The sequence below is a fragment of the Nonomuraea sp. NPDC049400 genome, assembly GCF_044466425.1.
Taxonomy (GTDB): Bacteria; Actinomycetota; Actinomycetes; order Streptosporangiales; family Streptosporangiaceae; genus Nonomuraea.
Genome location: NZ_JBITMP010000020.1, coordinates 116,879 through 136,413, shown reverse-complemented (window position 1 = coordinate 136,413; position 19,535 = coordinate 116,879). Strand labels below are relative to the sequence as shown.

Below are 19,535 nucleotides of genomic sequence, written 5' to 3'. Positions count from 1 at the left end.
GGTGTGAAAGTCGTCGCGCTGTCGGACACGCACGCGCCCAGGCGGTGGCGTTCGTGCCCGCCCCAGGTCGCCGAGCGCCTGCGGGGCGCGGACGTCATCCTGCACGCGGGTGACGTCTGCGTCGCGTCCGTGCTGGACGAGCTGGCCGCGTACGCGCCGGTTCACGTCGTGAAGGGCAACAACGACGGGCCGGACGTGGTGGCGCCGGAGACCCTGGAGCTGACCCTCGAGGGGCTGCGGATCGGCATGATCCACGACAGCGGGCCGGCCAAGGGGCGCATGGCCCGCATGCGGCGCCGCTTCCCGCAGGCCGACCTGGTCGTCTTCGGCCACTCCCACATACCGCTCGACGAGTCGGGCGAGGACGGCCCGCGCATCTTCAACCCCGGCTCCCCCACCGACCGCCGCCGCCAGCCGCACGGCACGCTGGGCCTGCTCACCATCGAGGACGGCGTCCTGACCCGCGCCGAGATCGTGCCCGTCACTTGACGAGGTCGTCGCGCGCCTTGTCCAGGTTGGCCTTGAGCTCCTCCATGACCTTGGCGTAGCCGAGGTGGCTGTAGCGCTCGGCCGCGTGCCACGGGTAGAGCTGGCCCGCCTTGACCGCGGGCAGCTTGGCCCAGGTCGGCTTCTTCGCCATCTCCCCGATCTTCATCGACTGCGAGCGCGCGTCCACGAGGATCACATCCGCCTGGTACTTGTCGGCGTTCTCCCAGCTCAGCACCTCCCAGAAGCCGCCCTCGCTCTCGGTCGGCTTCGCCGGGTAGACGATGTTCAGCCCGAGCTCTCCCCAGTACTTGATGTCGGGGTGGTCCGGCAGGTAGGCGACGTACAGGTTGTCGGGAGTGGCGGTGACGACCATGACCTTGAGGCCGGGCCTGGCGGCGGCGACGGCCTTGAGTGCGGCGGAGGCCGCGTCGAAGCGGTTCTTGGCCTCGACCACGGGCGCCGCCTTAGGGTCCGCGCCGAGCGCGGCGGCCAGCTGCCCGTACTTCTCGATGATCTCGACCAGGGGCTTGCCGCTGAGCTGCACGCCGACCGACGGGGCGATCTGGTCGACCGCCGGGGCGGACTCCTGGGGGACGTACCAGAGGGTGTTCTTCTGGTACATGCCCGCCACCAGCAGGTCGGGCTGGAGCGAGGCGTACTTCTCGACGTTGAACTCCCCCCACACGTTCCCGATCGACTCGACCTTGGCGATGTCCACCTCCCCCACCTCGGGGTCCCGGCCACCGTCCTTGAGCCGGTGCGGGCCGAACACCGCGATCGGGCGTACCCCGAAGTCCCACAGGGCGGCCGCCGCTCCCGACTGGGCGACCACGCGCTGCGGCCGCCGGGGGAGGGAGACGTTCTTGCCACGGTCGTCGGTCCAGGTCCAGGCGCTCTGGCCGGCGGACGGGGAAGCGGTCGCGGTCGCGGGCGCCGCGGCCGTTCCGCCGCAGGCGCTGACGCCGATCAGGGTGGCGAGGCCGAGGGCGAGCAGGGTACGTCGCTGGACAGCGGCCATGGATTCTCCTCGCTAGGGGGTTTCTCCACGGAATATTAGATTAGCCTTACCTAACTAGGAAGCCTGCCAGGCAAGCCAGTAGATCATGGCGAGCAGCGCCAGCAGCACCGCGCCCCACACCACACGGCGCCGAGCCGAGGTGACCAGCACCGCCGCCGCGTACGCGGTGATGCCGAGCAATGCCGCGAAGAGCACCCAGGAGAGCATGGAAGGGCTTTCTGAGAGCAAGAACGCGGCCTCGTAAGCGGGCCACCACAGCGCCACCACGAACAGCACACCCACGATCGCGACGGGCCAGGCGGGACGCACCCTGAAGAGACGCAACGCCGCCCACGACGCGGCGCCCGGCACCGCGACCAGCAAGCTCATCGCGGCCTCCTCGCTCAGAGCGGGGATGGGAGCCAGTGCCATCGCCGCCAGGAACATCCCGAAGAGCACGGCCATCCCGAGCAGGCCCGCGGCCGCCGCGCGGGCCATCCGCCCTGGCAGCGGCGGGCTGGACGGCTTCTTCATGATCATTCTTCCATGATGCCACGCAGGGGTGACGTCGCCGCGCGGGCCATACGACCGCCGGCGTAGCGGAGAAGGCGACGGCGGGCGGATTCTGTCGGACCCGGCTGCCAGGATCCTGAGGACTTAAGGGCGGCGGTAAGGCGATGAGAACGGAGCCGTAAGCGCCCTCCAGCACAGTGGTCACAGATCACCGGAGAGAAGGGCCGAGAAGATGAGCCAGCCGTACATCGTCCAGGACGAGATCGCGCTTCCCGGGTTCGCCGGGGCCGTGCACCTGCCGGGCGAGGCCGGATACGACGAGCTCCGCCGCTCGCTCAACCCTCGGGTGGACTCCCGTCCGGCCGTGGTGGCCGAGGCGCACAGCGTGCGGGATCTGCGCACGGCGCTGCTGGCGGCGCGGCAGCACGGGGTGCCGTTCGCGGTGCAGGCGACCGGGCACGGCACGCACGCCGCGTGCGACGGCGGCGTGCTCGTCAGGACGTCCCCCATGGCGTCGGTGTTAGTGGACCCGGATCGGCGGATCGCCCGTGTCGGGCCGGGCGCGCGGTGGGGCGAGGTGATCGCCGCTGCCGCGCCGTTCGGGCTGGCGCCGCTGTCCGGGTCGTCGCCGTCCGTCGGCGTCACCGGTTACACGCTCGGCGGCGGGCTCGGGTGGCTGGCGCGCATGCACGGGTTCGCGGCCGACAGCGTGGTGCGGGCCGAGGTGCTGCTGGCCGACGGCCGCCACGTCGCGGCGAGCGCCGACAGCCACCCTGAGCTGTTCTGGGCGCTGCGCGGGGGCGGCGGCGGGTTCGGCGTCGTCACCTCGCTGGAGTTCCGGCTCCACCCGGTGGAGCAGGTCTACTCCGGGTTCGCGTACTTCCCCATCGAGACGGCCGGCGAGACGCTGAGCGCGTACCGCGACTGGATCGAGCACGCCCCCGACGAGATCAGCACGGCGGTCGTGCTCAAGCGGATGCCCGACGACGCGCCCGAGCCGGTCCGGGGCAGGCACGTCGTCATGGTCAAGGTGGTGCACGCGGGCGACGCGGCGCAGGCCAGGCGGCTGCTGGCGCCGCTGTGGCAGGCGGCGGGGCCCGCGCTGCTGGACGAGACGCGCCCCAGCACGTACGCGGCCACGTCCATGGGCGGCACGCCCAACCGGCACATGGACATGTTCGAGACCGTGCCCGACGAGGTGATCGGCACGCTGGTGCGGGCGGCCGAGGTGGCGCAGACCGTGGAGGTCCGCCACTGGGGCGGCGCGATGGGCCGCCCGGGTCCGGACGCCGGGCCCGTCAGCCACCGCGCCACCAAGCTGTCGGTCATCGTGGACACGCCGGTTCCGGGGCTGGCCGAGGCCCTGCGCCCGCACGCGGGCGGCGGCACGTTCCTGAACTTCCTGTCCGACACGTCCAGGACGGCGGCGGCGTTCGCGGCGGCCGACTACGGGCGGCTGCGCGACGTCAAGCGGGCCTACGACCCGGACGGCTTCTTCCGCGTGGGCCACGTCACCCGCTGAACGCGCCGCCGCCACGGCACCCGCGTTCACGCGGCCTCCCACCGCACTTCGGCTGGTGTCCCTCGGAGGAGGGGGTGACAGGAGGCCTGACGGGGACGTCACAGGTGGCGGTACGCCGCTCCCGGATCGGCGTCTGTCCGATGGGCAGAAGCCACGCATGCGGGAGTCAGGCCGCCGGACGGAGGCGGGCGCCGGCCGTCAGGCCCAGGAGGGTCCTGGCCAGGGCATCCGTGTGGCGGAAGAGCGGGGCGTCGGCGCCGGGCCGTGCGAAGCCCGCCGTGCCGCGGCCGCCCACCGTCCACGGTCCCAGGGCGAAGCGGCGGGGATGGGCGGCGCCGGCCCGGTTCACCAGGCGGTGGTCCGGGAGCCGTACGTCCAGGCAGCCGGCCGACTCGCGGCACTCGCCCCGGACGTGCAGCGCGGCGACGAGCGGGTCGGTGCTGCGGGCCACGGCCGGATCCGGCAGCCGGGCCTCCACCAGGGCTCGCGCCTCGACCGCACCCGGCACGGTCGCGCTGACCGCCCGCCACACTCCCGCACGATCGTCCTGCGTGACCCGCGTCCCCGCGCCCAGGAAGGTGACCACCCCCGCCCGCGCCAGCGCCCGCAGCTCCTCCAGCCGGGGTGCGGGCGGGCCGCTGGCGAAGTAGTTGAACAGCTCCTGGAACCAGGGGTCCTCGGGCAGCACGCCGCGCAGGGCGTTCAGTGCGTGGATCATCGCCAGGTCCGCGCTGTGCGCCGGATCGGCCCGCCGTTCCAGGTCGGCCGCCAGGTAGCCGGACATCCACCGCCCCAGCCCCGCCAGGTCGCCGAACCGCATCCCCTGCAAGGGCCGCTCCAGCCGCTCCAGGTTCAGCCGGTCGGCGAACCTGGGGACGGACTTGGTGACGAGCGCGCGCACCTCCTTCCCGCCCCACTCGGCCCGCGCGAAGGCGGGCTCGAACTCCTCCCACCCGATCCGGGTGCGCGACGGGTGCGCGTTGAACAGCTCGAAGTAGTACGCGTACGCCAGCTCCTTGGCCACCGCCCGCCGCAGGTCCTCCGGAGGCGCGTCCGGGCTGAGGAACCTGGGCAGGCCCGGCGGTGGGGCGGTCAGCCGGTAGCCGGCCTTGGCGTGGTACGGCACGCCCCTGCGCGATCCCACGTACAGCCGCGGCTCCGCCCCGCCGGGCACGTAGTGCAGCTCCCCGTCGTGCCGGACGAACCGGCCACCGCGGCCCGACGTGAGCAGCACCATCAGGTCGATGAACGCCAGCCCGGCGCCCCGCGCGAGCACCGGCTCCCCCGCCGGGATCGCTCCCGGGTCGAGGTCGGCGGCGTACCCGGTGGGGAGGTACGCCAGGCCGTGCCGGGCGGCGAACTCCGCCTCCACGGCCTCCTGCGGCGAGGGCAGCACGCCGTGGTGGCCCTGTGCCAGCACGACCGCGTCCACCTCCAGCGCTCGCCCGCCGGACAGCTCCACCCGCTGGCCCCCGCGCAGGTCGGCGAGGCCGACCGCCGTGTCCCGGTGCAGGTGTACCCGCACGTTGCGCGGGGCGGTGCGTACGGCGCGGTCGAAGGCGAAGGAGAGGTAGCGGCTCAGGACCGGGCGGGGCGCGAAGAACCCGGGCTCGCAGCCGAGCCACTCGGCCAGCGACGGCCCCGGCCGGACCGGCCCCTCGCAGCGCACCGACCGGTCGGTGAAGAGCGTGATGTCGCCGGCCATGGAGTTGGCCCACAGCAGCTCGGGCTGGTCCGCCCGCCAGACGCGGCCCGCGCCGTGCGGGTACGGGTCCACCACGTGCACGTCCAGCACGTGGTCTCCGCGTAGCTCCGCGGCGTTGGCGCAGATCCGCTCCACGAGCGACGTCCCCGTGGGGCCGGCCCCGATCACCGCGACAGCACCCACCCCGACCACCTCCCCCACCCGCCCTGCAGTCCCGTGGTCTCCACGACGCGCCGCACCGTCCCCTCAGGGGCGCTCTCGCAGAATACCTATCTAAACAGTAGGTATTATGGGGATGATCGTCAACTCGGCGTCCCGCGCGCGCATGGGCGAGCGGCAGCACCCCGCTTGTCGATGGCGCTGGCTAAGGTCTCCGGCATGGTCATCGACTACGCCCGCCCAGGCCCCTTCACCACACTGGACGCCGGCCAATCGGCCCTGGCCGCCGCCCTGCCCGCCGATCCGGTGGAGATCTGCCGGGTCGCGACCGGGCTCGTCATCCAGCCGCATGACGCCGCCGCGCTGCCCGTCCCCGAGGAGCGCATGGCGGAGAAGAACCTGCGGCCCACGAGCGCCATCGTCGAGGCGCTGGCCCGGCTCGACCCGGCGCCGCTCACCACCCCGCGCCCCGCGCGGCTGCGGGTGGTCGGCACCTGCCGCCACTTCGCCACGCTGAGCTGCGCGCTGCTCCGCCTGGGCGGCATCCCGGCCCGGGCACGGTGCGGGTTCGCCACCTACTTCGTCCCTGGCAAGCACCTCGACCACTGGATCACCGAATACTGGCACGCCGGCGAGGGGCGATGGGTGCGCGTCGACAGCGAGATCCTCGGCGGCGACCTGGTGGCCCGCCCAGAGGACCTGGCGCCGGGAGAGTTCCTGACCGGCGGCGAGGCGTGGACGCTCTACCGGGAGGGCGCGGTGGATCCGGACACGTTCGGAGTCTGGGGGACGACGCACGCGTGGGGCGTGGCCGAGATCCGGGGCAACGCGATCCGCGACCTGGCCGCGCTGTGCAAGATGGAGACGCTGCCTTGGGACGAGTGGGGCCGGATGACCGCCTCTTACCAGGGCGAGACGGGCCCCGACTACGACAAGCTGATCGACGAGGTCGCGGCCGCCTGCGCGGCGGACAGCCCGGACGCCGCCGACCGGCTCTACCACAACGCGGAGCTGCGGGTTCCGGACGAGATCCGCTGAACACCGCCGTGGCCGCGAGGCCGTTGGCGGCACGCGGCCAGAGGGCGCCCCAGATCCGCCGTGGTCACGGGCGCGGCGGCGTATGCCCGGCCACCGCGCCGGTGTGCACGCCTGGCGGGGAGCACACCGGCCGGCGGCGCAGCGGGCGGTCGATCAGCGGGCGGCCGGTCAGCGGGTGGCCGGTCAGCGGGCGAGCCAGCCGCCGTCCACGGGGAGCACGATGCCGGAGACGTAGTCGGAGGCGCGGCTCGCCAGGAACACCGCGGCGCCGCCGAGGTCGCTCGCCGCTCCCCACCGGCCGGCCGGGATGCGTTCCAGGATGGACCTGCTGCGGTCGGGGTCGTCCCGGAGCGCCTGCGTGTTGTCCGTGGCGATGTAGCCGGGGGCGATGGCGTTGACGTTCACGCCCTTCGGCATCCACTCGTTGGCCAGCGCCTTCGTCAGCCCCGCGATCGCCGACTTGGACGCGGTGTAGCCGGGCACGTTGATGCCGCCCTGGAAGCTCAGCAGCGACGCGACAAAGATGATCTTGCCGCGGCCGCGCTCGATCATCGACCGGCCGACGGCCTGGCTGAGCACGAACTGGCTGTTGAGGTTGGTCTCGATGACCTCGTCCCACAGCTTGATCGAGTGCTGGGCGGCGGGCTCGCGCTCGATGGTGCCCGCGTTGTTCACCAGGATGTCGACGCCGAGCCCTTCGAGGTGAGCGGCCAGCTCGGTGACGGCCTCCCGGTCGGAAAAGTCAGCCTGGAACGGGGTGAAGGTCCGCCCCGCCGCTTCCACGCGGCGCGCCACCTCGCTGCCCGACGGCTCCATGGCCGCGCTGACGCCGATGATGTCGGCGCCCGCCCTAGCCAGCGCCTCGGCCATGGCCAGGCCGAGGCCGCGGCGCGCGCCCGTCACGACGGCCGTGCTCCCGGTCAAATCGAAAAGTTCCGTGCTCATGCCGTACCCCCTGAGACGTCGACGAGGATCTTCATGGCCCGCCCCGACTCCAGGGCCGCGAACGCGTCCGCCGTCCCGGAGATCGGCACGATCCCGGTGATCAGGTCGCCGGCCGGGATCACCCCCGTGGCGAGCAGCTCGACGGCGCGCTCGAAGTCGGCGCGCTGGTAGACGCGCGCGCCCAGCAGCCGCAGCTCACGCCAGAAGACGCGCTGCAGGTTGACCGGTCTGGGCTGCGGGTGGATGGCCACCACGACGACGGTGCCCCGCACCTTCACCAGGTCCGTCACGCCGAGGATCGCCGCCGCCGCGCCGGACACCTCGAACGCCACGTCCGCGCCGGCTCCCTGAGTCCATTCCTCGACCCAGCCGACCTGGTCGGTGGCCGAGGGGTCGAGCACCTGGAACCCCAGGGCCGCCGCGGCCTGCCTGCGCAGCGGGTCGATCTCCACGACCACCACCTCGGCGCCCTCGTGCCGGGCTACCGCGGCGATGAGCACGCCGATGGGCCCGCCGCCGACGACCACCACGCGGTCGCCCGGCGCGAGCTCGGCGCGCCGTACGTCGTGAACGGCGACCGCCACGGGCTCGACCAGCGCCGCGTGGTCCAGGCGGAGGGTGGCGGGGAGGGGGACCAGGAGATCGGCGTCGACGTTCCACAGACCCTGGAGGGCGCCGGGAGAGTCGATGCCGACGAAGTTGAGGTTCTGGCAGATGTGCTGGTTGCCCGCGCGGCATGCGGGACAGGTGCCGTCCCAGTCCAGCGGCATGACGGTGACATGATCACCGGGGGCCCACCCGCTCACTCCGTCGCCCACCCCGGCGATGACGCCGCTCATCTCGTGGCCGACGATGGCGGGCCGTTTCACTCTGGCGTCCATGTGTCCGTGGAGGATGTGCAGGTCCGTGCCGCAGATGCCGGTGTAGGCGACCTGGATCTGCACCTGGCCGGCCTTCGGGGGCGACGGATCGGCCTCCCGGATCTCGATCTTCCGGTCCCCCACGTAGTTGGCGGTCAGCACCGTTCGGGCTCCCATCGTTCTGGTGTCGCGGACAGCAGCATACACAGGAGTACCCGGCAAACATCAGATGAAAGATGCTAGATCTGGGGAAATTATCCCCGCAATGGCAGTTTATGGCGAGCAGTCGTCAGATGTATTCTGGCGACGATCGACCTGAGGCAGGAGAGGTGAATGACCGCAATCATCGGCGTCGACGTCTACGACGTACGCTTCCCGACGTCATTGAGCCAGGACGGCTCCGACGCGATGAACAAGGACGGCGACTACTCGGCCGCCTACGTCGTGATCAGGACCGACGATCCGGACCTGTCCGGCTTCGGCTTCACGTTCACGATCGGCAGGGGCAACGACATCTGCGTGCTCGCCGCCGAGCAGCGGGGCCTCCCCCTGATCGGCCTGGCGGTGGAGGACGTGGTGCAGGACCTGGGCGGCGTCTACCGCAGGCTCAAGTCCGACTCGCAACTACGCTGGCTGGGGCCGGAGAAGGGCGTCGAGCACCTGGCCATGGCCGCGGTCATGAACGCCGTGTGGGACCTGGCGGCCCGGGTCGCGGGCAAGCCGCTCTGGCGGCTCCTGGTCGACATGACCTCGGAGGAACTGGCCGATGTCGCCGACCTGTCGTACCTGTCGGACGTGCTCACCCGCGACGAGGCGGTGGCGCTGCTCAAGGAGCTGGAGCCGACCCGCGCCGACCGCGTCGCCGAGCTGGCCCAGACCGGCTACCCGTGCTACACGACCAGCGCGGGCTGGCTCGGATACTCCGACGAGAAGCTGCGGCGGCTGTGCCAGGAGGCCGTCGACGCCGGATACAAGCACGTGAAGCTGAAGGTCGGCGCCAACCTCGACGACGACATCCGCCGGCTGCGCATCGCCCGCGAGGTGATCGGCTACGACGCCAACCTGATGATCGACGCCAACCAGGTCTGGGACGTGCCGCAGGCGATCGAGTGGGTACGCGCGCTCGCGGAGTTCAAGCCGCTGTGGATCGAGGAGCCCACCAGCCCCGACGACATCCTCGGCCACGCCGCGGTCCGTTCGGCCGTCGCGCCCATCGGCGTGGCCACCGGCGAGCACGGGATGAACCGGGTCCTGTTCAAGCAGATGTTCCAGGCCGAGGCCATCGACTTCTGCCAGCTCGACTCCGCCAGGCTCGCCAGCGTGAACGAGATCCTCGCGGTGTACCTGATGGCCAAGAAGTTCGGCGTGCCGGTGTGCCCGCACGCGGGCGGCGTCGGCCTCTGCGAGCTGGTCCAGCATCTGTCGATCTTCGACTACGTCGCCGTGTCGGGCTCGCTCGAGAACCGGGTGACGGAGTACGTCGACCACCTGCACGAGCACTTCGTGGACCCGTGCGTCGTCAAGAACGGCGCGTACGTGCTGCCGGACCAGCCTGGCTACAGCGCCCGGATGCACGACGCCACGCTGGAGACGTTCACCTTCCCCGGCGGCGACTACTGGGCCAAGGTCACGGAGTCCTGATGCGCCGAAAGATACTGCTCCACCGCGAGCAGGTGCACCCCCATCCGTAGCCGGGCGGCGTCGGGATCGCGCCTCTTGAGCGCCTCGAGGATCGCCTGATGCTCCTTGTGGGTGTCGGACTCGGCCCGCTCCGCGTTGATGGCCCGCCACAGGCGGGCCCGCACGGTGCGGCTGGCCAGCGCCTCGATCAGCGCTTCCAGCGTCGTGTTGCGTGACGCCGCGGCGATGAGGCGGTGGAACATGACGTCGGCGTTCATGACCGCCTCATGGTCGATGGGCTCGGCCTGGAGCAGCAGCTCCATGGACGCCAGGATCTGCCCCGCCCGGTCGAGCTCCTCCTCGGTGACGCGCATCGCGGCGCGCCCCACGGCCTCCGTCTCCAGCACGCGCCGCACGGCCTGCAGGTCGGCGACGTTCTCCGGGCGGTGGAGGTCGACCAGGAACCCGATCGGACTCAGCAGTATCCCCGGGTCGAGCGCGGTCACGTACGTGCCGTCGCCCTGCCGGGTCTCCAGCACCCCGGTGATGACCAGCGCGCGAACCCCTTCGCGCAGAGAGCCGCGCGAGACGCCGAGCTGGGCGGCCAGATCCTTCTCCACGGGAAGGCGCGATCCCGCCGTCAGCACGCCGTTGATGATCATGCGCTTGATGCCCTCGACCACGATGTCGGACTGCGATGCGCGCGCCTCGCGGATAGTCATCCGACAAGTCTAAGACCCGCACCGAAGCCCGCCACCGGACCGCCAACCAATCATCAGATCAATCTGACGAGAGGAGGCAGTTGGATGGGGGAAATATGGCGGAAACCTTGACATATCCACAATATTCATCAGATGATTCCGAAAAGCTGCCGGAGGTCATCGCTGCCATTCATCAGGGCACCACCGGCGGCTCCTCCACCTGCACGAAGGAGGCGTCGCAATGGCGCAAGCGCATCCCCCACCGGTCACTCAGCGCACAGGAACGACCCGGGTCCGATGGATGATCATCTGGCTGGCCTTCGCCGGTCTGTCGATCAACTATCTCGACCGCGCGAGCCTCAGCGTCGCGCTGCCGTTCATGGGCGAGGACTTCCACCTGACCGCGACGCAGCAGGGCATGGTCTTCGCCGCCTTCTTCTGGGCCTATGACGCCTGCCAGCTCTTCGCCGGATGGTACGTGGACAAGGTCGGACCGCGGCGTTCCTTCTTCCTCGCCGCGGTGTGGTGGTCGATCTTCACCGCCATGACCGGGCTCGCCCGCGGCTTCTGGTCCCTCATCACGCTCCGTTTCCTGCTCGGCGCGGGTGAGAGCCCGGCTCCCAGCACCGCGGCCAAGGTCGTGGGCACCTGGTTCCCGACCAGGGAGCGCGCCTTCGCCACCAGCATCTGGGACTCCGGCTCGAGGGTCGGGGCGGTCATCGCGCTCCCCGTGGTGACCGGCCTCATCGCGCTGCTGCACTGGCGTGCCGTCTTCGTCGTCATCGGCGCGATCGGGGTCGTCTGGGCGCTGATCTGGTGGAAGTTCTACCGCGACCCGCGGCAGCACCCGGGCGCGAACGCCGCCGAGGTCGAGTACATCGAGGGCGGCGGCGCCCGCACCGCGGACACCGACGCCGAAGAGGCCACGCGGATCCCGTGGCGGTCGTTGTTCCGCTACCGCACCGTGCTCAGCATGATGTTCGGCTTCTTCTGCCTGAACAGCGTCATCTACTTCTTCATCACCTTCTTCCCGACGTACCTCGTGACCGAGCGCGGTTTCTCCCTGCTCAAGCTCGGCTTCTTCGGGGCCGTCCCGGGCCTGTTCGCGGTGCTGTCCGGCTGGGCCGGCGGCTTGCTGGCCGACCGGGCCATCCGCAGGGGCGCCTCGGTCACCCGGGTACGCAAGACGGTCATCGTCGGCGGGCTGGCCGGCGGGTCGGTGATCATGTTCGCGGCGCTGGTGCCGGAGGCGTGGATGGCGCTGACCCTGCTGTCGATCTCGTACGGCAGCCTCACCGTCGCGGGCACCGGCATCTGGTCGCTCCCCGCCGACGTCGCGCCCAGCTCCAGGCACGTCGGGTCCATCGGCGGTGTCCAGAACTTCGCGTCCAACTTCGCCGGGATCATCACGCCGATCGTGGTGGGCGCGCTGGTCGACGCCACGGGGTCGTTCGTCGTGCCGCTGCTGGTGATCGGGGTGATCGCCCTCGTGGGTGCGGTCAACTACCTGGTGATCATGGGCCGGATCGAGCCGCTCAAGCTCGCCGGCCCGGCCCCGGCCGGCACGAGCGGCTCCTGAAACACCGGATCAGGCCCGGCGGCAGCCTCACCCGCCCACCCCGTGGTGGTGTGGTTCGCGCACGTTGGCGCGTACGCGGGTCTCGGAGATCCTCGCCAGGGCCGCGCGTGCCTGCGGCCGCCTGCCCGCGGGCGCGGCGGGCCGTACGGGGGCGAAGAGCGTGACCTCCACGGCCAGGTCCCGGGTCGCGGCCACCCGGACGATGGAGGCGAGCAGCGAGTCGTCCCCGACGTAGCAGGCGCGGGTCGAGGTCGCCGCCCCTTCGCGGTAGCGCAGCACGGCCGGGCGGACCGGGGCGCCCGTGTCCACCGCCGCCTGGAACACGGCCGGGCGGAACCGTCCCATCCCGCGTCCGCACCAGGTGGTGCCCTCAGGGAAGGCGACCACGGTGTCGCCCGCCCTGAGGGCGTCGGCGACCGCGGCGACGGCCGAGGGCAGGGCTGAAAGCCGCTCCCTGTCGATGAACAGCACGCCCGAGCCGGCGGCCAGCGTGCGGATGAAGGGCCACTCGCCGATCTCCCGCTTGGCGAGCGGCCGGGACGGCACCGTGGCCGCGAGGACGAGCGGGTCGAGCCAGGACACGTGGTTCGCCACGACCAGAGCACCCCTCTCCGACGCCACCCCGCCGTCCGACACCGGCACCGCGCAGGTTGCCAGCGCCGCACCGCTGCCGGACACCGCACCCGCTTCCCGCGCCGCACCGCTGCCGGTAGCCGCACCTGCTTTCGGCGCAGCGCTGGTTCCCGGCATCATGATCTCGAGCCGGACGCCGAGCGCGCGCAGGAGCAGTCGCGCCCAGGCCATCGTGAGCTCCGCCCGCCACGCCGTCCGTACCCGCCCCACCAGGGACATCGGCACCCCGGCGAGCAGCACCACGAACGCCGCGACCAGCCGGGCCGCGAGGCGCACGGACCCGGCGACGGCGGCCGCGGCCTCCACGCAGGTGTCCGTGGTGCAAGGGCCGAGCGGGCGCCAGGGGTCCTGTGCCCTGGCGGGGTCCGGCGCCCTGGCGGGGTCCGGCGCCTTTTGTGAGGTCGGCGCGCTAAGTGCGGTCAGCGCGCTAGGTGAAGTCGGCGCCTCCGGTGAGGTGGGCGCCGACGGCGAGGTCGGTGCCTTGGTCGCGACAGCGCTCACAGCGACTCTCCGAGGAAGTACCGCAGGTAGCGGGTGTTCACGTTGGCCATCGAGAGCAGGACGAAGAAGTCCGCGGTGCCGAAGTCACGGTCGTGCGCGGGCGCCCCGCACACCCACGACCCCAGCCGCAGGTAGCCGCGCAGGAGGGCCGGTGGCACGAACCGGTCCGAAGGGGCCGCGCTCTGCGGACGCCACGGTGTGCGCGGCGTGACCCGGTACTCCTCCGGCCCGAGCGGCACCCGCTCCACCACCGTGGCGGCCAGCGCGCCCCGGTCGTCGAGCGGCACCGAGCAGCAGCCCGCCAGCCACTGGTGGCCGCCGGAGAGCATGTACCGGGCGATGCCCGCCCACATCAGCGCGACCACCGCGCCGCCCCGGTGATCGGGGTGCACGCAGGTGCGGCCCGCCTCCACCAGGCCGTTCCTGATCGGCGCGAGGTTGGCCAGGTCGAACTCGGCGTCGGAGTAGAGCCGGTCGGTACGCCCCGGGGGAAGCAGCCGGTAGGTGCCGACGACTTCGTGGCCGTCGCGTACGAGGAGGTGGTCGCAGTAGGCGTCGAACCTGTCCACGTCGAGACCGGAGACCGGGCTGTCGAGCCGCGCCCCCATCTCGCCGGCGAAGACCTCGTGCCGGAGTCGCTGCGCGGCCTGCACGTCGGCGGCGCTGGTGGCCATGCCGACCGTGTACCGCCCGGTGTCAAGAGTGATCGTCATGGGCGCGCGTCCTTCCATGAAAACGTCTCGCGCCTATGTCGACATGCCGAAATGACGGCTGAGTCTCTCATCGGGGGCAGTCAGGCGACCTCGTGGTGAACCTCACACACAGCGGAAATAAATCGCTTTCTTCGCCCGCGCTCCCTTCACTACACTCGCCAATGATCATCGACGAGGGAGAGGAGAACGGCCGTGCGCCACAGCACCGCTGCCGTCGTTCCTCCGTCGCGCCACGAGGTGATCCTGGTGTCTCCGTCGCCCCGGTGCCGGCTGCGCGCCCGCCACTGGACGATGCCCTGACGAACACCTGACCCGCCATCCCGGGCTGTCCCGTCTGGGGAAATCGCGCTGTCCCTTTTTCAGTAACGCCCCGAAAGGGTCATGGGCTGTGCGTGCTCACCTCTCGAAACAATCCAACCCGCTGGCCGTCGTACGCAACCTCGGCATTCTCGCCCACGTCGACGCCGGCAAGACCACCGTCACCGAGCGGATGCTGTACCTCGCCGGCGCCACGTACAAGCGCGGCGAGGTGCACGACGGCACGACCGTCACCGATTTCGACCCCCAGGAGCGCGACCGCGGCATCACGATCTTCGCCGCCGCGGTGAGCTGCGCCTGGGACGGGCACCGCGTCAACCTGATCGACACCCCCGGCCATGTCGACTTCTCCGACGAGGTGGAGCGCTCGCTGCGGGTGCTCGACGGCGCGATCGCGGTGTTCGACGCCGTCGCGGGCGTCGAGCCGCAGAGCGAGTCCGTGTGGCGGCGGGCCGACCGGTACGGCGTGCCGCGCATCGCGTTCGTCAACAAGCTGGACCGGGCCGGCGCCGACCTGGACGCGGCGGTCGAGTCGATCCGCCGCCGGCTGCACAAGGCCCCGCTGGTGGTCCAGCTGCCGATCGGGCAGGAGGACCGGTTCGCCGGAGTCGTCGACCTGGTCCGGATGCGCGCGCTCGTCTGGGCGGGCGGCGCGTGCCAGGAAGGACCGGTGCCCGAGGACCTGCTGGAGGAGGCGCGGCGGCGGCGCAGGCTGCTGGAGGAGTCGGTGGCCGAGTTGCACGCGGACGCGCTGGAGGAGTTCTGCGCGCTGCCGTCGATCTCGGACCGGACGCTGGCCGCCGCGCTGCGCGACCTGACCCGTGGCGGCGAGGGCCTGGTGGTGCTGTGCGGGTCCGCGTACCGCGACCGCGGGATCGAGCCGCTGCTCGACGCCGTGGTGGCCTACCTGCCGTCGCCGCTGGACGTGCCCGCGGTGCACGGCGGGGACGGCGCGGAACGGGCCGCGGACCCGCGGGCGCCGCTGGCCGCGCTGGCGTTCAAGGTGAGCTCGACCGCCACCGGGCGGCTGACGTACGTGCGCGTGTACTCGGGAACGATGCGGAAGGGGGACACGGTGCTGGACACCGGCACGGGCCGCGCCGAACGCGTCAGCCGCATCCTGCGCGTGCAGGCCGACCGGCACGCCGAGGTGGACCAGGCGGTCGCCGGTGACATCGTCGCGGTGGCCGGGCTGAAGTCGGCCCGCACCGGGAGCACCCTGTGCGCGCCCGAGGCGCCGCTCGTGCTCGAACCGCCGAGCGCGGCGGAGCCGGTCGTGTCCGTGGCGATCGAGGCCTGCCGGAGCATCGACGCCGCCCGGCTGGCCTCGGCGCTGGCTCGGCTGGCCGAGGAGGATCCGTCTCTGGCCGTCCGCACGGACGCCGAGACCGGGCAGACGCTGCTGTCCGGGATGGGCGAGCTGCACCTGGAGATCGCGGCGGAGAAGCTCCGGCGCGACCACGGGCTGGCCGTCGCCGTGGGCCGCCCGCAGGTGGCGCTGCGGGAGACGGTGGTGCGCGGGGTGTCCGGGCTGCTGTACCGGCACGTCAAGCAGGACGGCGGCGCGGGGCAGTTCGCCCACGTCGTGCTGGACGTGGCGCCGCTGGACGGCGAGCCGGGCGGCGGCGGCTTCGAGTTCGGCTCGACCGTGGTCGGCGGCCGGGTGCCGCGCGAGTACGTGCGGGCGGTCGAGGCCGGCTGCCGGGACGCCCTGGCCGGCGGGCCGCTCGGCGGCCACCCGGTGACCGGACTGCGGGTCACGCTGACCGACGGGGCCACCCATCCGAAGGACTCCTCGGACCTGGCGTTCCGCACGGCGGGGCGGCTCGCGCTGCGCGAGGCGCTGCGGGCCTGCGCGATGGAGCTGCTCGAGCCGGTGGTGGAGGTCACGGTCACCGTGCCCGGCGACACGGCCGGCGGCGTGCTGGGCGACCTGGCGGCCCGGCGCGGCCGGATCTCGGGCTCGGCGGCCCGGGGCGGCACGGTGGTGATCACGGCCGTGGTCCCGCTGGCCGAGGTGTTCGGGTACGCGACCCGGCTGCGTAGCCGTACGCAGGGCCGCGGCACGTTCACCACCAGGCCCGCCGGTTATGCCCCGGCACGGTAGAGCCCGGGGATGGCCCCGCCCGCCCGCGCGGGCGGGGCCGTTCCGCTCAGACGGCCGTCTTGAAGGAGATCCACACGTCCGGCGGGTCGTTGGGCAGGTTCGGCACGGGCCTGCGCTCCTCGGTCCAGTCGTCTCCGGCGATCTCCGTGGCCACGCGCCGCCAGAAGGCCACGGCGCCCACGTTGGCGTCCTGGAAGGCGATCTCCCAGTTTCCCGGGTGGCGGGCGACGATCTCCTTGATGGCGCACAGCCCGATCCCGCCTCTGCGCGCGCCGCGTACCACGAAGAAGCTGTTCAGCACCCGCGCCGGACCGTCCAGGGCACGGACGAACGCCAGCCCCACGGGGTGGTCGCCGCTGGTGATGAGGTACGGCGCCCAGCCGGGGTCGTGGAAGGCCGAGTGGAGCCGTTCGCTCCTGAACGTGCCGTCGGGATTGGGCAGCCCTCCTTGGAACTCCGACATGTCGTGGCGGAACATCAGCCAGAGGCGTTCCACCGTGGCGTAGTCGGCGCCGGTCGCGAGCCGCACGGAGAAGTCGAGCACGGAATGATCAATAGGCATGAAAAAAGCCTCCCGGGCGGAAGGCCGGGAGGCTTGAGCAGTGCGGAAACAATAGCAGACTAGGCGATCTCCACGCGAACTCCCGTGAACCCATCCGGCACGGCGTCGGTCACCAGGCACTCGACCGCGTCCCTTTTATAGTGACAAGGTGGCACGGCGAGCGCTGCTGGCAGGGATCGACGTGGGCACCACTCACGTCAAGGTGGGCTTCTTCGACGAGCGGGGCGCCTGCGTCGCATCGGTGCGCCAGGCCACCCCGCGCGAGCTGCCCGCCCTCGTCGCCGCCGTGTCGCGGGCGCTTGGCGAGTGCGCAGGACGGGCCGGGCGCGGGCCGGACGCGATCGGGATCGCGGGCATGGCCGAGACCGGCGTCCCGCTGGACGGGTCCGGCCTGCCGCTCACCCCGCTGCTGTGGTGGAACGACCCCCGCGCCACGCGGGAGGCCGCCAGGCTGAGCCGGGACGCCGAGGCTCTGTACGCGCTGACCGGCCGCCGGGCCGACCCCAAGTCGCCGCTGGCCAAGTGGCTGTGGCTGCGGGCCAACTCACCGGACGTGCTGGGGTCGATGCGGTGGTGGGCGCACGCGCCCGACGCCGTCGCGTACGCGCTCACGGGCCGGCTGCGGACGCACGAGACGCTGGCCGCCCGCACCCTGGCCTATGACGCCGGGGCCAGGACCTACGACGCGGACCTGCTGGCGCTGGCGGGGCTGCGGGTCGAGCAGCTGCCTCCCACGGCCGGGGCGGTGGAGCCGGTCGGCCCGCTGACCGCCCAGGTGAGCGGGGTGGCGGCCGGCGTCCCCGTGGTGATCGCGGGGCACGACCACGCGGTGGGGTCGTGGGCGGCGGGGGTGCGGCGTCCCGGCGACGTGGCCGACTCCCTCGGCACGGCGGAGGCGGTGATGGTGCTGTCGGACACCCGGCCGGACCCGCGCACCGCGCTGGCCCTCGGCATCACGACCGACCCGTCGCTGGACGGCGCCCGCACCGTGGTGGTCGGCGGGCTCCCCACGAGCGGCGCCATGATCGACTGGCTGCTCGGCCTGGTGGCGCCCGGAGGCGGCGCGCGCCGCCTTCCCGCCCCAGACGGGCGAGCATGCCACCTCGGCCGCCGGCCGGGCCGGGTATGACGCCCTGCCGGAGCTGCTGGACGGGGTGCGGCTGCCGACGGGGATCGTCGTGGAGCCGTACCTGCGGGGCCGGGTCGCGCCCGCGCCCGACCGCGACCGCCGCGTGACGGTGTCGGGGCTCAGGCCCGAGCACACACCGGGCGACCTGCTGGCGGCCGCCATCGAGGGCACCTGCCTGCATGCCCGCTGGATGCTCGACGAGCTCACCGCCGTGACCCGCACCGTCCCCGAGCGCCTCGTGGTCCTCGGCGGTCAGGTCAGGATCCCGCTCTGGATGCGGGTCAAGGCTGCGGTGGCGCCCGTTCCCGTCGAGGTGGTGCGCTCCGGCGACGCGGTGTGCGCCGGTGCGGCGCTGATCGCCGGGCAGGCCGGCGGCTCGCTCCACGACGTGCCCCTGCTCCCCCGCGACGTTCCGCCGCACGACCCCGGCCTCGCCGCCGCCTACCTCCCCCTGTACGAGCGCTTCCTGGCCTCGGCCCGTGCGCCCAGACGACCAGCCTCCACCGGATCGGAGCACTCATGACCAGTCCGCAGACCACCCCCGCGCCGGCGCTCGGCCTGCTGGCCCGCCCCTCCGGTGGGTTCGCCATGGTGGCGATGGATCAGCGCGAGAGCCTCAGGCAGATGTTCGCGGCGGCGACGGGCGAGCGCGCGGGCGATGAGACCTTGACCGGGTTCAAGCTGGCGGTGGCGCGCGAGGTCGGGCCGCACGCCTCGGGTTTCCTGATCGACCAGGACTACGGGTTCGGCCGGGTGGCCGCCGAGGGCCTGGTCCCCGGCGGCTTGATCGTCGCCGTGGACCGCCTCCGGCAGGACCCTGACGGTCCCGTCGAGGACACCTCCATCGATGAGCGGGTCGATCTGGCCGCCGCCCGCCGGGCCGGCGCCGTGGCCGCCAAGCTGCTGCTGATCTGGCGTGACGACGAGCACCGCGGGCGGCGGCTGGAGATCGCCGCCGAGTTCGTACGGCGCTGCGCCGGCGCGGGACTGCTCTCCGTCCTGGAAGGCGTGGCCAGGCCCCCGGCTCACGCCGGCGGCGCCTTCGACGGGCCTGCCGCGATCCGCCAGGCCGCCCGGGAGCTGGCCGGGCTGCGGCCCAGCCTCTACAAGGCGCAGGTCCCGCTCGGCGGGGCCGCGCCCGAGGAGCGGCTGGTCGAGGAGTGCGCGCGGCTCGACGAGGTGATCCCGGTGCCGTGGGTGGTGCTCTCCCAGGGCGTCGAGCGGGACGACTTCCCCGCCGCCGTGCGGGCCGCCTGCCGCGCGGGGGCCTCCGGGATGCTCGCCGGGCGGGCCATCTGGAGCGACGTGGTCGGCTCCGGCGACGTGGCCGCCGAGCTGCGCGCCCGTTCCGTGCCCCGCCTGCGGCAGCTGGCCTCGATCGTCGATGACCACGCCCGCCCGTGGTACGCCCGCTGAATCATCTCCGGCGTCTTTCCGCCGGACG

General features: G+C 72.5%; 18 protein-coding genes. 9 read left to right on the top strand and 9 right to left on the bottom strand.

Annotation, left to right across the window (positions count from 1 at the left end; all coding sequences use genetic code 11):
- Positions 1-3: 3 nt before the first annotated feature.
- Positions 4-489: a metallophosphoesterase family protein gene (locus tag ACIBVN_RS29875; RefSeq protein WP_397141950.1), complete on the top strand. Its 486-nt coding sequence runs from the start codon at positions 4-6 to the stop codon at positions 487-489.
- Here ACIBVN_RS29875 and ACIBVN_RS29870 read toward each other — a convergent pair.
- Positions 482-1,507 (bottom strand): ABC transporter substrate-binding protein, encoded by a 1,026-nt coding sequence (locus ACIBVN_RS29870; RefSeq protein ID WP_397141948.1) that lies wholly within the window; start codon positions 1,505-1,507, stop codon positions 482-484. The genes ACIBVN_RS29875 and ACIBVN_RS29870 overlap by 8 nt on opposite strands.
- Before the next feature lie 54 nt (positions 1,508-1,561).
- Complete coding sequence (locus tag ACIBVN_RS29865; protein ID WP_397141946.1) at positions 1,562-2,026, bottom strand: hypothetical protein; 465 nt, start codon at positions 2,024-2,026, stop codon at positions 1,562-1,564.
- 205 nt (positions 2,027-2,231) lie between these two features.
- On the opposite strand from ACIBVN_RS29865, the gene ACIBVN_RS29860 reads away from it, so the two are divergent.
- Complete coding sequence (locus ACIBVN_RS29860; protein WP_397141944.1) at positions 2,232-3,521, top strand: FAD-binding oxidoreductase; 1,290 nt, start codon at positions 2,232-2,234, stop codon at positions 3,519-3,521.
- 166 nt (positions 3,522-3,687) lie between these two features.
- On the opposite strand, the gene ACIBVN_RS29855 is transcribed toward ACIBVN_RS29860, so the two are convergent.
- Positions 3,688-5,409 (bottom strand): FAD/NAD(P)-binding protein, encoded by a 1,722-nt coding sequence (locus ACIBVN_RS29855; RefSeq protein WP_397141942.1) that lies wholly within the window; start codon positions 5,407-5,409, stop codon positions 3,688-3,690.
- A 171-nt stretch (positions 5,410-5,580) separates the two neighbouring features.
- Here ACIBVN_RS29855 and ACIBVN_RS29850 point away from each other — a divergent pair, with 171 nt between their 5' ends.
- Positions 5,581-6,423: a transglutaminase-like domain-containing protein gene (locus ACIBVN_RS29850; RefSeq protein ID WP_397141940.1), complete on the top strand. Its 843-nt coding sequence runs from the start codon at positions 5,581-5,583 to the stop codon at positions 6,421-6,423.
- Positions 6,424-6,606: 183 nt separating this feature from the next.
- Here the strand turns inward: ACIBVN_RS29850 and kduD are convergent, their stop codons facing one another.
- Together kduD and ACIBVN_RS29840 are read right to left on the bottom strand one after the other, a co-directional pair.
- The gene (kduD, locus tag ACIBVN_RS29845; protein WP_397141938.1) at positions 6,607-7,368 is read right to left on the bottom strand and encodes a 2-dehydro-3-deoxy-D-gluconate 5-dehydrogenase KduD; all 762 of its coding nucleotides are present in this window, start codon (positions 7,366-7,368) and stop codon (positions 6,607-6,609) included.
- A complete protein-coding gene (locus ACIBVN_RS29840; protein ID WP_397141936.1) occupies positions 7,365-8,405 on the bottom strand; it encodes a zinc-binding dehydrogenase in 1,041 nt (346 codons plus the stop codon). Before ACIBVN_RS29840 ends, kduD begins: the two co-directional genes overlap by 4 nt.
- 156 nt (positions 8,406-8,561) lie before the next feature.
- Here ACIBVN_RS29840 and ACIBVN_RS29835 point away from each other — a divergent pair, with 156 nt between their 5' ends.
- Complete coding sequence (locus ACIBVN_RS29835) at positions 8,562-9,869, top strand: L-fuconate dehydratase (RefSeq protein WP_397141934.1); 1,308 nt, start codon at positions 8,562-8,564, stop codon at positions 9,867-9,869.
- Here ACIBVN_RS29835 and ACIBVN_RS29830 read toward each other — a convergent pair.
- Positions 9,842-10,570 carry a FadR/GntR family transcriptional regulator gene (locus tag ACIBVN_RS29830; RefSeq protein WP_397141932.1) on the bottom strand — a complete coding sequence of 243 codons (729 nt, stop codon included), beginning with the start codon at positions 10,568-10,570 and terminating at the stop codon, positions 9,842-9,844. The two genes, ACIBVN_RS29835 and ACIBVN_RS29830, sit on opposite strands and share 28 nt — an antisense overlap.
- A 280-nt stretch (positions 10,571-10,850) precedes the next feature.
- On the opposite strand from ACIBVN_RS29830, the gene ACIBVN_RS29825 reads away from it, so the two are divergent.
- On the top strand, positions 10,851-12,128 hold the full coding sequence (locus ACIBVN_RS29825; protein WP_397141930.1) for an MFS transporter: 1,278 nt from the start codon (positions 10,851-10,853) through the stop codon (positions 12,126-12,128).
- A 27-nt stretch (positions 12,129-12,155) separates the two neighbouring features.
- On the opposite strand, the gene ACIBVN_RS29820 is transcribed toward ACIBVN_RS29825, so the two are convergent.
- Both ACIBVN_RS29820 and ACIBVN_RS29815 read right to left on the bottom strand, forming a co-directional pair.
- Positions 12,156-13,262 (bottom strand): 1-acyl-sn-glycerol-3-phosphate acyltransferase, encoded by a 1,107-nt coding sequence (locus ACIBVN_RS29820; protein WP_397141928.1) that lies wholly within the window; start codon positions 13,260-13,262, stop codon positions 12,156-12,158.
- Entirely contained in the window at positions 13,259-13,975 is a 717-nt protein-coding gene (locus ACIBVN_RS29815) for a GNAT family N-acetyltransferase (RefSeq protein ID WP_397141926.1), read from the bottom strand. The genes ACIBVN_RS29820 and ACIBVN_RS29815 overlap by 4 nt, the downstream gene beginning before the upstream one ends.
- Positions 13,976-14,363: 388 nt before the next feature.
- Here ACIBVN_RS29815 and fusA point away from each other — a divergent pair, with 388 nt between their 5' ends.
- Positions 14,364-16,400, top strand: a complete 2,037-nt coding sequence (gene fusA, locus ACIBVN_RS29810; protein ID WP_397141924.1) for an elongation factor G — start codon at positions 14,364-14,366, stop codon at positions 16,398-16,400.
- Between the two features lie 46 nt (positions 16,401-16,446).
- Here the strand turns inward: fusA and ACIBVN_RS29805 are convergent, their stop codons facing one another.
- Positions 16,447-16,962 carry a GNAT family N-acetyltransferase gene (locus ACIBVN_RS29805; RefSeq protein ID WP_397141922.1) on the bottom strand — a complete coding sequence of 172 codons (516 nt, stop codon included), beginning with the start codon at positions 16,960-16,962 and terminating at the stop codon, positions 16,447-16,449.
- 148 nt (positions 16,963-17,110) lie between these two features.
- On the opposite strand from ACIBVN_RS29805, the gene ACIBVN_RS29800 reads away from it, so the two are divergent.
- Genes ACIBVN_RS29800 through ACIBVN_RS29790 form a run of 3 tightly spaced genes read left to right on the top strand, consistent with a single transcriptional unit; the run spans position 17,111 to position 19,507 of the window.
- Positions 17,111-18,091 carry an L-fuculokinase gene (locus ACIBVN_RS29800; RefSeq protein WP_397141920.1) on the top strand — a complete coding sequence of 327 codons (981 nt, stop codon included), beginning with the start codon at positions 17,111-17,113 and terminating at the stop codon, positions 18,089-18,091.
- Positions 18,092-18,116: 25 nt separating this feature from the next.
- Complete coding sequence (locus tag ACIBVN_RS29795; RefSeq protein ID WP_397141918.1) at positions 18,117-18,614, top strand: FGGY-family carbohydrate kinase; 498 nt, start codon at positions 18,117-18,119, stop codon at positions 18,612-18,614.
- Positions 18,611-19,507: a hypothetical protein gene (locus ACIBVN_RS29790; protein ID WP_397141916.1), complete on the top strand. Its 897-nt coding sequence runs from the start codon at positions 18,611-18,613 to the stop codon at positions 19,505-19,507. The genes ACIBVN_RS29795 and ACIBVN_RS29790 overlap by 4 nt, the downstream gene beginning before the upstream one ends.
- The last annotated feature ends 28 nt before the right edge of the window (positions 19,508-19,535 follow it).

Bases quoted from the DNA above. Each gene is read 5' to 3' on its own strand.
- ACIBVN_RS29870 (WP_397141948.1), bottom strand. From the start codon at position 1,507: ATGGCCGCTGTCCAGCGACGTACCCTGCTCGCCCTCGGCCTCGCCACC.
- ACIBVN_RS29865 (WP_397141946.1), bottom strand. From the start codon at position 2,026: ATGATCATGAAGAAGCCGTCCAGCCCGCCGCTGCCAGGGCGGATGGCC.
- ACIBVN_RS29860 (WP_397141944.1), top strand. From the start codon at position 2,232: ATGAGCCAGCCGTACATCGTCCAGGACGAGATCGCGCTTCCCGGGTTC.
- ACIBVN_RS29850 (WP_397141940.1), top strand. From the start codon at position 5,581: ATGGCGCTGGCTAAGGTCTCCGGCATGGTCATCGACTACGCCCGCCCA.
- kduD (WP_397141938.1), bottom strand. From the start codon at position 7,368: ATGAGCACGGAACTTTTCGATTTGACCGGGAGCACGGCCGTCGTGACG.
- ACIBVN_RS29840 (WP_397141936.1), bottom strand. From the start codon at position 8,405: ATGGGAGCCCGAACGGTGCTGACCGCCAACTACGTGGGGGACCGGAAG.
- ACIBVN_RS29835 (WP_397141934.1), top strand. From the start codon at position 8,562: ATGACCGCAATCATCGGCGTCGACGTCTACGACGTACGCTTCCCGACG.
- ACIBVN_RS29830 (WP_397141932.1), bottom strand. From the start codon at position 10,570: ATGACTATCCGCGAGGCGCGCGCATCGCAGTCCGACATCGTGGTCGAG.
- ACIBVN_RS29825 (WP_397141930.1), top strand. From the start codon at position 10,851: ATGATCATCTGGCTGGCCTTCGCCGGTCTGTCGATCAACTATCTCGAC.
- ACIBVN_RS29815 (WP_397141926.1), bottom strand. From the start codon at position 13,975: ATGACGATCACTCTTGACACCGGGCGGTACACGGTCGGCATGGCCACC.
- ACIBVN_RS29805 (WP_397141922.1), bottom strand. From the start codon at position 16,962: ATGCCTATTGATCATTCCGTGCTCGACTTCTCCGTGCGGCTCGCGACC.
- ACIBVN_RS29790 (WP_397141916.1), top strand. From the start codon at position 18,611: ATGACCAGTCCGCAGACCACCCCCGCGCCGGCGCTCGGCCTGCTGGCC.